Below are 14,247 nucleotides of genomic sequence, written 5' to 3'. Positions count from 1 at the left end.
GCTTAAGCTGGGCTTAAGCTGGCGTCTCTAGCTGGCTCGGCATGATGACGAGATTGTTCCCCACTTCTTTCGCGGCGGTTCTGTCACTGCTGATCACAGCCTTTCTGGCAACATGGGCAGCGGCGCAGACCCCGCAACCGCTGCTGCAACCTGAAGATGCCTTCTCCCTGTCCGCAAGTCCGGGTGAAGATGGTATGTTGCGCCTGAACTGGCGCATTGCCGATGGCTATTATCTCTATCGCGGCAAATTCGCGGCAGAGACCGGCGATGGGCAGGCCCTGCCGCTTTCCTTGCCCGACGGGGAATCCTACGAGGATCCGTATTTCGGCGAAGAGGAAATCTATCGTAGCGATGTCGATGCGACGCTCGAGATGTCAGGTGAAGCGGTCACGCTGCACTGGCAGGGCTGTCAGCAGGATGGCATCTGTTATGCACCGCAAAGCGTGCGATTGGCAGCCGATGGCGCCATCCTGCCGGATGCGACCGCAAAAGCCGGCACGGGTAAAGGCGGTTCCACCGGATCGGGCTGGACCCCACAGACCAGGGCCGAGCCTGATGTGACCGGCGATGCCGGCACCGGAACTGGCCTGATATTGGCCCGGGACGAGGGATTGGTTCAGGGGCTGGCCGAACGTGGCGGCGGGCTACTGGTGATCGCCGGTTTTCTGGGTTTCGGGCTGCTGCTTGCTCTTACACCCTGCGTCTTTCCGATGTTCCCCATCGTTGCGGGAATGCTGGCGGGACAGGGGGAAACCCTGACTGCACGGCGTGGGCTGATGCTGACGGGCGCCTATGTGCTGGCGATGGCGTCGGCTTTCGGGCTGCTGGGCGTTGCGGCGGCGTGGTCTGGCGCGAACCTGCAGATGGTGCTGCAATCGCCAGCCGCGATAGTAGCGATTGCCGTGCTGTTCGTTGCGCTGGCCCTGTCGATGTTCGGTTTTTACGATTTGCAGATGCCCGAGACCCTGCGGCGGCGTCTCGGTCAGGTTGGTGGTGGCAGGCGGGGCTCACTCGGCGGAGCAGCGGCGCTTGGCTTTATTTCTGCATTGATCGTCGGTCCCTGCGTGACCGCACCGCTGGCCGGGGCGCTTCTCTATATCGCGCAGACCGGTGACGTTTTGCTGGGTGCGGGGGCCCTGTTTGCACTGGGGTTGGGGCAGGGGCTGCCGCTTCTGGCGATCGGGTTGTTCGGTCCTCGTATCCTGCCGCGCAGCGGCGGCTGGATGGAGCGTGCCAAACAAACCTTTGGCGTGATCTTTCTGGGCTTTGCCATCTGGCTGGCCGGTCGGGTTCTGCCCGGATCGGTTACATTGGCGCTCTGGGCGGTGCTGCTGGTCGGAACGGCGGTTTTCCTGGGCGCGCTTGACCGGCTGGACAGCAATACATCTGCGCGCCGTCGCCTTGCCGCCATTCTAGGTATTCTTCTGCTGGTGACTGGCCTGATGCAGGGCTTCGGTGCCGCTATCGGTGGAAGTGATCCGCTGCGGCCGCTGGCGCCGCTGATGAGCCGCGATACAATGCTTACGCAGGCCAATGCGGCAGAGCCGCAATTTACCACGGTCACCACCCGGACGAAGCTGGATCAGGCTTTGGCCTCGGGCGGTGGGCAGCCGACGCTGATCTATGTGACAGCCGACTGGTGCGTAACCTGCCGGGCGATCGAACGCGGGCCATTGGCCGATCCGACGGTAAATGCCGCGCTGGCAGGGATGGCCGCGATCAAGATCGATGTCAGCGATTTCAACGGTGAAGCCCAGGCATTGATGAAGGATCTAGGAGCAGCGGGCCCGCCGACAATGGTATTCCTCAATGCAAGCCGCATCGAAGCGCCGGGCAGCCGTCTGATCGGCGACGTGGATAGCGCGGCAATGCTCGCCTCGATCGGGAGGGTCCGGCCATGAACGCGATTTCCATCGGCCCGCTGGTCTTCGACGGGGCACGCTTTGCCGCGGTCGTGGCCCTGCTCCTATTCTTTCTCGTGACCGAGATTACCGCACGGCTTCAACGGCGGCGCGATTTGCGGGGTGAAGTGGCGCGATGGGCCGGGTTCGCGGTGCTGGCATGGATTCTTGGCGCACGGACCGGTTTTGTAATGATGAACTGGTCGGAATTCGCCTCGCGCCCGCTGGATATCCTCAAACTGTGGCAAGGTGGCTTTTGGTCCGCTGCCGGTTGGGCCGGGGGTGTCGCGATCTTCCTGTTGGCGATGCATTGGCGCATGCACGCGACATTGAAGCCTGTGGCAATCGGCGGTGTCGCGGCTCTGATCGCACATCTGGCCGTCATCACCGCGTTGCCGGAGCCGAGGGCCACATTGCCGGTGATGCAGTTGATTGCCCTTGATGGCCGTGGGGTGCAACTGGCGGGGCGTGACCGGCCGGTGGTTCTGAACCTTTGGGCGACATGGTGTCCGCCCTGTCGACGCGAAATGCCGATGATGACCGATCTGGCCGCCAACACATCCGAGGTCGATTTCATCTTCGCCAATCAGGGCGAAAACGCCAATCGGATTCATGCTTTCCTGACAGAGGAGAAACTGCCCTCGGAGGGCATGCTCCGTGATCCGCAGAACAGGCTGATGGGTTCGCTGAACGCGATCGGCTTGCCGTCCACATTGGTTTTCGACGCCGGTGGACAGTTGATCGCATCGCAAACGGGCGAGGTCTCGCGCGCCACCCTGATCCGGATGATGGCGCAGGCAACAGGGGAACAGGAATGAGAAGAATACGACAGGGGCTGACCGGTCTGACCCTGCTGACATTGGCGGCTTGCGCGTCGCCGGAGGCACCGATCGAGGCACCGCCCCTGCCACTGGCAGTCAGTCCCGAAGTACTGGCCATGTATGGCGCTGTCGACGATAACGACCACCATATTCCCGCCGTGGTGCCGCAATTGCTGACCGAAGACAAGGCGCGGCAGGTCGTCGATTACTGGACTGACGAGAAGCCGGGTACGATCATTGTCGATCCTCATGCCCGCTTTCTCTATCACGTCCAGCCCGATAACAAGGCCATGCGCTATGCGGTGGCCGTGGGTGCGGCGGGCTATGGTTTCACCGGCGAGGCGCATGTTCCCTATCAGCGTGACTGGCCAAGCTGGAAGCCCACAGACAACATGATTGCGACACAGCCGGAGCTTTATGGTCCGGTCGAACAGGGGCTTGAGGGCGGGCTGGATAATCCGCTGGGGGCACGGGCACTTTATCTTCATAACGGCCAGGGCGATACATATTACCGCATTCACGGCACCATGGATCCGGCTTCGATCGGACAGGCGACATCGGCGGGGTGCATCCGTCTGTTCAATCAGGACATTATCCATCTGGCCAACAAGACCGACAGCATGACCAAGGTGATTGTGCTGAGTGAGGCCGAATCCGGCAAGGGCACGATGCCGCCCAGCGAACCATTGCCGCAGCCCGTCTTGGTTGATGGGGCTGTCGTCGCCACTATGCCCGATCGCAGAGGAGAACCGATATGAACCTTACCCGACGTGACCTTCTGGCCGTGACCGCAGGCTTTGGTCTGGCAGCTTTCGCCGGTGGGGGGCTTCTGCTGGGTCGAGGCAAGATGACTGGAACCGGTGCAGCCGAAATGACCATCGAAGACGTATTGCACGACCCCTACAATCCGGTGCTGGGCAATCCGGACGGGAAACTGAGCATCGTGGAATATTTTGATTATCAGTGCCCCTACTGCAAGATGGGTCATTCCATGCTGACCAGGGTGGTGGCGGAGGATGGCGATATCCGGCTGGTCATGAAGGACTGGCCGATATTCGGCGCACCTTCGGTTCTGGCCAGCCAACTCGTCTTCGGAGCCGCCGTGTCAGGGGCCTATGCGCAGGCGCATGCCGCCTTGATGGCAACCGAAGCGAAACTTTCCGAAGATCAGATCCGGCAGGTGCTGACCGAGTCCGGGATCGATACCGATGCCGCGTTAACAGCCTATCGTGCCGAGCGTGACAAGTGGGACGGGCTTCTGGCGCGCAACTCCGCACAGGCGGCGAGCCTTGGCTTGCGCGGCACCCCGGCCTTTATCATTGGCGCGACGCTTCATGCCGGGGCGCTGGATGAGACGCGCCTGCGTGGTGCCATAGCCGATGCGCGCCGGGGCGTTTAAGCTTCTCTTAAGCTTGAACGGGAATGAGGGCGCTGCGGGACCGAAGCCGCATGAACCGGACATCCATATTTCAGCCTTGGGCCGCATTTAGGGGCCGCGATGCAGGGACAGCTATGGAATGCCAGGTGGTGCGGAAACCATGGCTTGCTGCGAATAGGAGATAATATGCAACGTCGAAGTCTTGTCCTTGCGGGGGGCACCGTATTGGGGCTGCCGCTTCTGGGTCCGGCAGCCTTCGGGCAGACGGCCCGTAGCAACCCGATGCCCGACGATTTGCGCAGGTCGCTTGAACGCGACCCGACCGCACCTGTGCTTGGGAATCCGGATGGCGATATCACCCTGACGGAATTCTTTGACTATAACTGCCCGTTCTGCCGCAAGATGGTTGATCCGGTGCATCGGCTGATCCTGTCGGACAAGAATCTGCGTGTCGTGTTCCGCGAATGGCCGGTTTTTGGTGAGGACTCGGATTTTGCCGCCCGCGCCTCACTGGCATCATTGCAGCAGGGCAAATACTGGCAAATGCATACCGCGTTGTTTCGCACGCGGGGCCGTGTGACGACTGATGCCACCATGCAGACCGCGCGGAAGATCGACCTGGATGTTGCCCGGCTGGAGCGCGACATGGACAACGAGCAAATCGAGCAGCATATTTCCATGAGCTACATGCTGGCCGAACATATGGGCTTGCTGGGTACACCCAGTTTTATCGCCGGAGATGAAGGCGCATTCGGGGAATACAGTCTCGATGAGTTGCGGGGGCTGGTTCAACGCGCACGTGAGACGTTGGGATGATAGTGCTGATGGGAGGGGCTCTTCCGCGTGCATCAATATGGTGGTCAAATTACTTCCTGACATGTCTTTCGCCGGTTGCACCGGGGGCAGGCTACATCAGAAATTTGTCAGTTGATTGCATGGAGACCGCTCCACTTAATGCTCCGATCAAGCCGAACCTTGTAAGATGGGGCGGTTACTGCATGTTTAGGCGAATGCCGTAATTTACCGACGATATGGTCTGGTTATGTTCATTATAGTTCACGATCATGTACGGATATGACACAGTTCCGAGTATTCACGAGAGAATAGTACCGGTCTACTCTTGTGCGGAAACCACATTCTCCGAGGCCGGCAGCCGATCACGGCTGTCGGTTCTTTCCCACCATTCCCCCAGTGCATCAATGAGAGGAACCAGCCTTTCTCCGGCAGAGGTCAGATCATACTCGACACGAAGCGGATAACCGGCAAATTCGGTTCGCTGGACGATGCCTGCATCCTCTAGCTTGCGCAGCTCCAGTGTCAGCATCTTGTGAGAGATTGTCGGATTATCCCGGCGAAGATCACTGAAACGCTTCGTCCCATCTTGCAGGTAATAGATCAGCAGTGTCGGCCAGCGCCCGCTGAGTACTTGCATGACCTCTTCGATCGGGCAACGGGAGACAAGGTTTTTCATTCTTTGTCCATGGTTACAAAAAGGTGCGTAATTTACTTCGGGCAGGGGCCCGCTAAATTCCTCCTACGCTGCGCAGCGTGATCACCAGAAATCACGGAGAATAATAGCATGGAACCTATCCTTTTGTACGGCTTTCCCTCGGGAAGCTCCATGGGGCTTGTCGCCGCCTTTGAATGGCTGGAACAACCCTACAAGCTTTGCCGGGTAAACATGCTCGGCGAGATGCGCGAACCTGATTACAGAAAGCTTAATCCGCGCGTCGAAACGCCCGTTTTAATCACCGGTAAGCGTGAGGTGCTGACGGAGACCATGGCGATTGCCGCCTGGCTTGAAGCACGGGACACGAAACGGCGGATCAGCTTCGATCCGCTGTCGCGACAGGCGGATCGAATGCATCAGATGATGGCGTTCATCAACACCGGGTTTACTGGCATGTTCGGTCCCTTATGGGCGGCGATGGAGATGGAACCACCCAACCCGGCAATGCAGTCGGCCCTGAGGGAATGGGGTCGTGAGAGGGTGATCGAGCGGCATGACAGACTCGAAGAGATGATTGGAGATACAAGGTTTCTGATCGCCGACCACCCAACCCTTGCCGACGGCGTTCTGATTGGCGTCGCGCGGTGGCTGGATTTCCATGAGGTGGCCGACAAGGGACGCTGGCCAAAGCTCGCGGCACTGCGGGAGCGAATCGAAGCCGATCCGGCAGTCGTTTATGCGACGGAGCAGGAGAGCGGCGGGATGCTGCCGGGCAGCGGGGCGTGTTCTGCTCATATCGAGCTTTCGGAACTGATTGAGCAGTTCGGTTCATAACAATATCGGGTGCGGGTGTTATGGTCATCGCTTTCACCTGCGCCCGATCACCCGTTAAAATGCGTATTCGAGTTCTGTTCGGCGGATTATCTGGCGCATCGTTGACAGCGATAATCTGCCCAATGCTGCTGGTCATGCTTCGGCTTGTCGCGGCAGCGCGGTTTAACCAAACCGGCCGTTCCCGCGCTGTGCAGCATCGACGATCGGTATATGGTAGATCTCAGGGATGGACTTGCCGTTCGCTGCACCTGAAGCCTGAGGATGCTGATTTCGAGTGAGATCGGCCCAGGGGGCGGAAGGCGGATTAACGGCTGCGCGGCGTAGCAACTGCGGCATCAGGCTGAATTGGACATTCGGCTGCGCGGCGACATGCTTGGCCAATCGAGACTGAAAGAGGAGATAGTCCCACATAGCCTGAAGCTGCCTTCGAGGATGAAGCGGCGCCGTTCGGTGACAGCTCGCCCGAAGAGAGCGCCGGCCCCTATCACCACGCCGGGGCTGGCGTGGCAGTGATGGGAGTGGCATGGGCAGTATCCACACGGAATCACAAGACGGTTTTCTCCGGTATCCAGTCCAATCGGCCCCCGTGCTTGTCGGCCACCATCGCAGCCCCCATGTTCGTGGGGCGGTCGCCGGTGTCCAGCGTCATCCTCCGGCCCGTTCTGTGCGGGCATGGAAGATGAAGCCGAGGAAGTTCAGCAGCACCTGGGCGGCAAGGATGGCGGTGCTGCCAGAGTGGTCATAGTCGGGCGCAACCTCTACCAGATCGACGCCGACCACCTCGTGTCGCCGCGCAAGGGCCTGCAGCATTTCCAACACTTCGTAATAGAGGAAACCGCCATGGCTGGGCGTGCCTGTGCCCGGCGCGATCGAGGGGCAGAAGCCGTCGATATCGATGGTGACATATACCCGTGCGCCCTTGGGAATGCGATCGATTACCCCTTGCGGCCCCAGCGCCCGCATCTGTCGCACCGAGAGAATGTCCGAACCCATCGCCCGGGCGGCGTCATAGCCCTCTTTCGCGGTCGAGGACACGTTGCGGATGCCGACCTGCGTCAGACCGGTGACATAAGGCTTTTCCGCCGCACGCCGCATCGGGTTGCCGTGACCGTTGCGGACACCATGGCGTTCATCGACAAAATCCAGATGTGCGTCGATCTGAAGAATATGGATATCGCCCCGCCCCTCGAAAGCGTCGATGCAGGGGATGTTGACCGAATGGTCGCCGCCGATCACGACCGGCAGCGCGCCCGCGTCGAGAATGGCGTTCACGCCTGCCCTGATATTGGCGTGGCTTGCCGTGGTGTCGGTATGCACGATATCGGCATCACCGATATCTACCATCTGCACCTCACCGCCCAGATAGGTGCAGTCATCTTCATGGTCATAGGCCCCGGCATGGCCGAAGCTGAACAGAGTTGACGCTTCGCGTACCGCGCGGGGACCAAAGCGCGCGCCAGCCCGATACTGCGTGCCGAAATCGAAGGGTGCACCCAGCACGGCGATATCCGCATCGATCTGCGTCCAGTCGCCGACATAAGGCCGCTTGCCAAAGGTCGGGATGCCGACGAAGGGAAGGTTGAGGCGGCCGGACTGATAGGAATGGGCATTCACGGATGATATCCTTAGGTTTGTAATTAAATGAAGGTGGCAAAGCCGCTATTCGTCCTTGAGCCGGGCCCCGGCGCGGCCTGCGGTACTGATCGCAATCGCGACAAAGGTCACCACCGCCGCACCGACCAGATACCAGGCCGGGGCCAGCTTCGAACCGGTGACACCGATCAGCCAGGTTGCGATCAGCGGAGCGGTGCCGCCAAAAAGCGCATTGGCGCTGTTGAAGCTGAGCGCGAATCCCGAAAAGCGCACCCGGGTCGGGAACAACTCGCACAGAAAAGTCGGTAGTGTTCCACCATTCATCGACAGCAGCGCACCGAACAGCGCCCAGACGCCCAGGATGATGAAAAAGCCGGTCGAGAGGACGCCGGTAAAGACCGCGCCGGACAGCAGCACGAACATCGGCACGGTCAGGATGGCAAACAATACCGAGCAGGCCATCAGTACCTTTTTGCGCCCGATATGATCAGACAGCGCGCCCATCAGAAAGATCGAACCCAGATAGACCGCGAGCGAGGCGGTCGAGCCGATGAAGGCGGCGGTCTCGGAGATACCGAGTTCGGTCGAGAGATAGATCGGCATGTAGCTCAGCACTAGATAGAAACCGACCGCATTGAGAAGCGTGCCCCCGAAGGCGATCAGCACTGCCCGGAAATGACTGGTCAACAGCTCGATCACCGGCGTTTGCGGCACGTGCTGCGCCTCTTCCAACGCCTTGAAATGCGGGGTCTCGTCCAGCCTGCGGCGGATATAGACGCCGACATAGCCGAGTGGCAGCGCCATCAGGAACGGCAGGCGCCATCCCCAGGAGTGCAATTGTTCGGTCGTCAGCAGGCCATGCAGGATCGCCACGAAAAGCGAGGCCGCAAGCAGACCCGCCGCCTCACCCGCAGGCACGAGACAGGTCATCATGCCGCGTTTGTTGTCGGGCGCATATTCGGCCAGAAAGGACGCCGCTCCGGCATATTCGCCGGATGCGGCAAAGCCCTGCACCAGCCGGGCGGCAAGCAACAGCCCCGCCGCCCAAAGGCCGATCGATTCATAGGTGGGCAGGAACGCGATCACGAAGGTCGCCGCCGACATGATGAAGATCGACAGCGAAAGGGTTTTCTGCCGCCCGATCCTGTCGCCGAAATGACCCCAGATGACGCCGCCGATCGGACGCACGATGAAGGACAGCGCGAAGACCGCATAGGTCGCAAGCAGCGCAGTGCGGGCGTCGGTCCCGGGAAAGAAGACGACGGCGATCACCGTGGCGAGAAAGCCGTAGGACGCATAGTCGAACCACTCGACAAAAGTGCCTATGAAGCTTGCCATCCCGGCTCGACGCAGTACGACACCTGTCGGATTGACGCCGGGAGCGGTGATGCCGGGCGGGGCGGTAACGGTCTCTGTCATTGCGAAGGTCTCCTCCCATTCGCCTAGACGACACACCATCCTGCAGCGCTGATCCGAACCTGTCTGGGGCCGGATTTCCCTTCAGAGTGATGTGCGATCCCAAGAATTTCTTCGGCCAGTCTTGCTGCCGCGAATAACTGCAGCAAAGCTGAAGTTAATGATGTTCATATTAGAATTATTGATGTAATAACTCGTCATGCGGATCAGCGATTTCACCCTGCGCAATCTGCGCACCTTCTGTGCGGTGGCCGAACATGGCGGTTTTCTGGGTGCACAAGCAATGCTTGGAATGAGCCAGCCGGCGATCAGTGCCCATATCAAGGATCTGGAGGTCGGGCTTGGCTTTTCGCTCTGCCGTCGCGGCCGCGGTGGTTTCGCGCTGACCGAGAAGGGTAAGGACGTCTATGCCCATGCCAAGGAAATGCTTTCGGGCGTCGAGGACTGCGAGGCACGGCTGGGCGCATTGCGGCAGGTGCTGACCGGGCATCTGCGGGTGGGGCTCGTCGACAGCGAGGCCGACAACCCCGATTTGCCCGTACACCGCGCCATCCGCCGATTCTTTTCGCGCGAGCAAGAGGTGCGCCTGAGCCTTGAGGTCGGCACGCCCGAGGCCCTTGCCAAGGCTCTGCAGACCGGCGAGGTCCATGTCGCCATCGGCCCCTTTCCCAACCGCCAGCCGAATATCGACTACTCGCCGATCTATGTCGAGGAACACGCCCTGTTCTGCGGCCGCGATCACCCGCTGTTCATGCTTCCTGCTGCTGAAATCACGACAGCGATGTTGTCCCCTTATCCGATGACGGTACGGCCTTATCTGCAGCGGGCAGAGCTTTCAGCCCTTCAGGATGCGCATGTGACCGCCTCTGTCTCCAACATGGAGGCGCAGGCGATCCTGATCCGAAGCGGATGTTTCCTCGGCTTTCTGCCGGTGCATTTCGCGCGGAAATGGCTGAACGATGGCCAGATGCGCCGGATAGACCTGCCCGGTCTCGGCTGGCGCTCGCAATTTCATATCGCGCAGCGCGTCCAGCCTGAACCGACCGGGATCGCCCGATTGTTCGTGCGTGATGTAAAGCAGGAGTTGATCCAGCATAAGGAATGAGTGACTGCCCCGTGCCAGAATAAAATCCCGCTCCGCCCAGGCATATAATCGGGCTACTGTTTTCTGGAAGCGCCTACATCACTCTCCCGGGGCGGATGCTTGCAAAATCTGCGTTGAATTGCCTGACAAACGCCTATGACGTAAATGCGCGGGCCGGAGCAGGTGGTAATGACGATCGGTTGCTAGCTCGTGAACATGTCCCTGCGGATGATCGCGTGAACTCCCCAATTGCCGTCGGCAACCTGGGTGATACCGAAATCGACTGCCACCGACATGAGCGTCGTGACCTCATCCTCGGTCAGGCCCCGCCAATCCATCAGAAATTTCCGTGTTGCGCGAAAAGCGGATCTCAGCGCCCTGTTCAGTGACGACTTTTGATAGACTTCGGCCTGAGCATCCCGGCCAAGATCCTGAAGGTAGTCCGGATAGCTGAAGCCATGCAGCACGAACTCGCCTCCGGCCTCGATAAGCGGCCCGGCCAGTCCGCGCAGAAACGGCTTCTTCAAGGCGTCTCTCTTGTGCAGGTCGAAGCGAAAAAGGCCGGTCAGCGAGCATTCCAATGCGGTTCCCGAAACTTCGCCATCGCCCTGCGCCAAATGCCCATCGCCAATTGAAAACAACGCGCCGCGGGTTGAAACCGGCAAATACAGGGTCGAACCTTTCCCTGCGCGCCAGTTATCAAGATTTCCCCCGAACTTTCCAGGTGGCACGGAGTCAACCATTCCTTCTTCGCCGGGGGCCACAGCCATGCAGCCGAAATGAGCGCGTATCGGGATGCGGATATCCTGTAATATCCCGGTTCTCTTTTTAATAATCGACCGATCCACGGGCACGCCCGGGTAGTCGATGATTTCGTGCCGGACGCCGAAGGGATCCGTTTGTGCGACCCAGCGATAGGAATAGATCGCCTGTGCCCACTGAGCATCGGGTTCTATTTCGAAAATCGTCACGATTTCGCGCGGATCTGACGGATCGATGAAGTCCGAATACTGATACCCCCACCAGGTGGAGGCGTTGCTGGCGAAGCTGGAACCCCGGAATTTGCGGTTGGCGCTTGGCCGGGGCTCGATATCGAGAATCTGTACTTCCAGAATATCGCCTGGCTCGGCTCCGTCGATATGGATGGGCCCGGTGAGAATATGCACACCGAAACCCTCGCCGGCCCCACGACCGAAGATTGACGCATCCAGCGGCCCGGCACCGCGTCGGTTTACGTTTTTTTGCTCGCGCGTCCATAAAAAGACGCTTTCCGCGCCCGGATCGTCCTTGATCATCCGTTCATGATCATCGGAAGCGTGCTGGGTCAGGGTCTCGATCCTGACCCGATCACCGGGCGAAACATGGAGCACGGGCGGAATCCTGTTGCTGAGATACCCCCAATGCACCGTGTCGCGATTGGCAGCCACGTGAAACGGCTCGTCATTCGCCGGAAGTTCCGATTTCAGCGGTTTCAATCCGGTGGGCCTCGTCCCTGCGGCTTCATCGGCAGCCAGATTGTCGATAATTGTCGATGCTTCGGCGGCACCGACAGGACGCCCCCTGACAAGAGTGACTGCCGTGGTGGCCCGGCGCCCGGCGATGCGATATGCCCTGGGCGACATGCCGAACTCTTTCCTGAAGCTGCGGCTGAAATGCCCCTGATCCCGAAACCCCCACGTGAAGGCTATTTGCCCAACGGGTTTTGCCTGTAGATTCTCTGCCAGCAGGTCGAGCCGTGCGCGATCAAGACGGCGTGTGCGCAGGTAATGTGAAAAAGTTGTATCATGCAGCGCAAAAAGCTTTTGAAGATATCGCTCTGACAATGCCTCTTGCCGCGCGATCAGAGATAGTGACAGGTCGGATTGGGTCAGCCGGGCTTCGATCATCGCGGTCACGCGCTTGAAATGAGCGGACTGGACCTGGGTAATGCTATCATCATTATATTTTTCCGCACCGCTTTGCAGCGCGCCTACGATCAGTTCCATCACAGCGATCTTTGGCGTGATCAAATCTGCGCCGTCCAGTTTGTCGAACTCGTCAAGAAGCGTGCGCATGATCAGGCGCGCCGAATGCGCCGACACTGTCTGAGGCATGATCATGATTCTTTGAAGGCGGGTCCGCCCAAGGCGGGCCAGCAGCCGGGCGCGCGGGATTTCAAGCAGCAACAGGCAGCATTCCTGCTGGAACGACATGGTCCAGCCCGATGCCTGATCACACAGCGAAATATCACCTGCGGCAAAAGCAACACCGTCCGAGAAGGTGCCGATGCCATCAGAATGCAACACGCTTAAGACCGAGGATGCCGAATTTCCGCGGGTTGGGGTTCGGCGCAGAGTCGGAACATTCCCGCGGATACGTGCGAGAATGGCACCGCATGGCGAATTAACGATTTTGATATCGCCACCAAAACCCGGTGAAATCGGACCGCTTTCCAGCCCCAGAACCGCCAGCGTCTCATGCCATCTGATCTCTTGCTGATCGAGCGGCAGCAGTTCAGTGAAGGTTTGCATCTGTTCTCCCTCGATCGGAACCGGAAGACAATGAATGACCGCAAAACCAACGTCATCATACGGTACAAAACCGGGAGCAAGGATCATCCCCCGAAACAGGTTCTATCACATGCCTTCGCTTCCGGGCAGTCCGTTCCGCCACCGCAGAACACGAAAGGCGATGGCGGATACGGTATGGATTTGTCAGACGCTGATTTGCTTTTACCTTTTGATGTCCCGGCGCATCGCGATATGCGCACCTTTGACGCCATCAACGACCTGCGTGACACGCAAATCTCCGGCAACGCTGCATAGCGAGTAGGCTTCCATTCGGGAAATGTTCCATTCCTGTTCGAGAAGGGAAATCATTTCCAGAACGGCCTCGCGGACCGCCTCGTCTAGATCTTCGTCGAAGCCATGGCAGATCCAATGCTCCGGGGTTTCAAGGATCGGATTCCGGCTGCGGCGTTTCTTGTGCAGGATCAATTGGATCGTGGCATTGACATGGGCTTCGATTGCCGTCCCGTTCACTTCGCCATCGCCTTCCGCGAAATGCGTGTCGCCCGCCCAGAAAAGCGCGCCTTCGCGTTGAACCGGATAGAACATGCTGGTTCCGGCAACGAATTCGCGGTTATCCACATTGCCACCATGTGCACCCGGCGGCACTGTACTTATATCGCCATCATCCGCCGGACATACACCGGCCGTTCCGAAATGCAGTCTCAGAGGTATCGAAAAACCTTCCAGCGCCGGTTTGCGCTGTGACGGATCGACCCTTGTATAGCGTCCGGGGATCGCGCGTGCCGGGCTGTCATACTCGTATTGAAATACCGCTTTGGCGATTCCGGAATCGATATCGGCTTCGTAGATGATGACATGCTCTTTCGAACCGAACTCCTTATGCAAGAGCCCCCAACTGCCCGCGAAGTTGACGCCGTATTTGAGGCGGGGTTTCATTCCAAGCACGCGGCATTCAAGTGTGTCGCCCGGTTCCGCGCCCTCCACATAGATGGGACCGGTAATGATATGCACGCCAGGCGCACGGGTGTCTTCGGGAATACCGTCATAGATTTCGCGGATGGCATCATCCATCAGTAATTCGGCTGCATCGCCGGCATGGTGGCAGAGGCATTCGATTTCGACAATATCGCCCGAGGCGACACGACATACCGGCTTGGCATTTGCATTAAAGGCGCCCCATTGCACCGTATCAAGACCTGCCTTGATGTGGTGAATACGGCTCGCGATATTCTTCTGAACCATTATTTGTTGATTCATGGT

The 14,247-nt window shown here is 59.3% G+C and carries 13 protein-coding genes; 7 read left to right on the top strand and 6 right to left on the bottom strand.

Features of this window, described 5'->3' with window-relative positions:
• Positions 1 to 53 precede the first annotated feature (53 nt).
• The 5 genes from dsbD (at position 54) to Q0601_RS15790 (ending at position 4,916) form a co-directional block, all read left to right on the top strand.
• The gene (gene dsbD, locus Q0601_RS15810; protein WP_305290835.1) at positions 54 to 1,901 is read left to right on the top strand and encodes a protein-disulfide reductase DsbD; all 1,848 of its coding nucleotides are present in this window, start codon (positions 54 to 56) and stop codon (positions 1,899 to 1,901) included.
• Entirely contained in the window at positions 1,898 to 2,719 is an 822-nt protein-coding gene (locus Q0601_RS15805; RefSeq protein WP_305290834.1) for a TlpA disulfide reductase family protein, read from the top strand. Before dsbD ends, Q0601_RS15805 begins: the two co-directional genes overlap by 4 nt.
• Entirely contained in the window at positions 2,716 to 3,480 is a 765-nt protein-coding gene (locus Q0601_RS15800; RefSeq protein ID WP_305290833.1) for a L,D-transpeptidase, read from the top strand. Before Q0601_RS15805 ends, Q0601_RS15800 begins: the two co-directional genes overlap by 4 nt.
• A complete protein-coding gene (locus tag Q0601_RS15795; protein ID WP_305290832.1) occupies positions 3,477 to 4,121 on the top strand; it encodes a DsbA family protein in 645 nt (214 codons plus the stop codon). Before Q0601_RS15800 ends, Q0601_RS15795 begins: the two co-directional genes overlap by 4 nt.
• Before the next feature lie 165 nt (positions 4,122 to 4,286).
• On the top strand, positions 4,287 to 4,916 hold the full coding sequence (locus tag Q0601_RS15790; RefSeq protein WP_305290831.1) for a DsbA family protein: 630 nt from the start codon (positions 4,287 to 4,289) through the stop codon (positions 4,914 to 4,916).
• A gap of 298 nt (positions 4,917 to 5,214) precedes the next feature.
• Here the strand turns inward: Q0601_RS15790 and Q0601_RS15785 are convergent, their stop codons facing one another.
• Positions 5,215 to 5,571 carry a winged helix-turn-helix transcriptional regulator gene (locus tag Q0601_RS15785; protein WP_305290830.1) on the bottom strand — a complete coding sequence of 119 codons (357 nt, stop codon included), beginning with the start codon at positions 5,569 to 5,571 and terminating at the stop codon, positions 5,215 to 5,217.
• Positions 5,572 to 5,679: 108 nt separating this feature from the next.
• On the opposite strand from Q0601_RS15785, the gene Q0601_RS15780 reads away from it, so the two are divergent.
• A complete protein-coding gene (locus Q0601_RS15780) occupies positions 5,680 to 6,384 on the top strand; it encodes a glutathione S-transferase family protein (RefSeq protein WP_305290829.1) in 705 nt (234 codons plus the stop codon).
• 162 nt (positions 6,385 to 6,546) lie between these two features.
• Here the strand turns inward: Q0601_RS15780 and Q0601_RS15775 are convergent, their stop codons facing one another.
• The 3 genes from Q0601_RS15775 to Q0601_RS15765 all read right to left on the bottom strand — a co-directional run bounded on the left by Q0601_RS15775 (position 6,547) and on the right by Q0601_RS15765 (position 9,396).
• Entirely contained in the window at positions 6,547 to 6,795 is a 249-nt protein-coding gene (locus Q0601_RS15775) for a hypothetical protein (protein WP_305290828.1), read from the bottom strand.
• Between the two features lie 234 nt (positions 6,796 to 7,029).
• Complete coding sequence (gene speB / locus Q0601_RS15770; protein WP_305290827.1) at positions 7,030 to 7,998, bottom strand: agmatinase; 969 nt, start codon at positions 7,996 to 7,998, stop codon at positions 7,030 to 7,032.
• A 45-nt stretch (positions 7,999 to 8,043) separates the two neighbouring features.
• Positions 8,044 to 9,396: an MFS transporter gene (locus tag Q0601_RS15765; RefSeq protein WP_305290826.1), complete on the bottom strand. Its 1,353-nt coding sequence runs from the start codon at positions 9,394 to 9,396 to the stop codon at positions 8,044 to 8,046.
• 196 nt (positions 9,397 to 9,592) lie between these two features.
• Here Q0601_RS15765 and Q0601_RS15760 point away from each other — a divergent pair, with 196 nt between their 5' ends.
• Complete coding sequence (locus Q0601_RS15760; protein ID WP_305290825.1) at positions 9,593 to 10,498, top strand: LysR family transcriptional regulator; 906 nt, start codon at positions 9,593 to 9,595, stop codon at positions 10,496 to 10,498.
• A gap of 182 nt (positions 10,499 to 10,680) precedes the next feature.
• Here Q0601_RS15760 and Q0601_RS15755 read toward each other — a convergent pair whose 3' ends face one another.
• Positions 10,681 to 12,987 carry an acetamidase/formamidase family protein gene (locus Q0601_RS15755; RefSeq protein WP_305290824.1) on the bottom strand — a complete coding sequence of 769 codons (2,307 nt, stop codon included), beginning with the start codon at positions 12,985 to 12,987 and terminating at the stop codon, positions 10,681 to 10,683.
• Positions 12,988 to 13,188: 201 nt separating this feature from the next.
• On the bottom strand, positions 13,189 to 14,244 hold the full coding sequence (locus Q0601_RS15750) for an acetamidase/formamidase family protein (RefSeq protein ID WP_305290823.1): 1,056 nt from the start codon (positions 14,242 to 14,244) through the stop codon (positions 13,189 to 13,191).
• Positions 14,245 to 14,247: the final 3 nt, after the last annotated feature.

This window comes from Paracoccus wurundjeri (assembly GCF_030678915.1).
Lineage (GTDB): Bacteria > Pseudomonadota > Alphaproteobacteria > Rhodobacterales > Rhodobacteraceae > Paracoccus > Paracoccus onubensis_A.
This window is presented reverse-complemented; position numbering and strand designations above follow the sequence as displayed.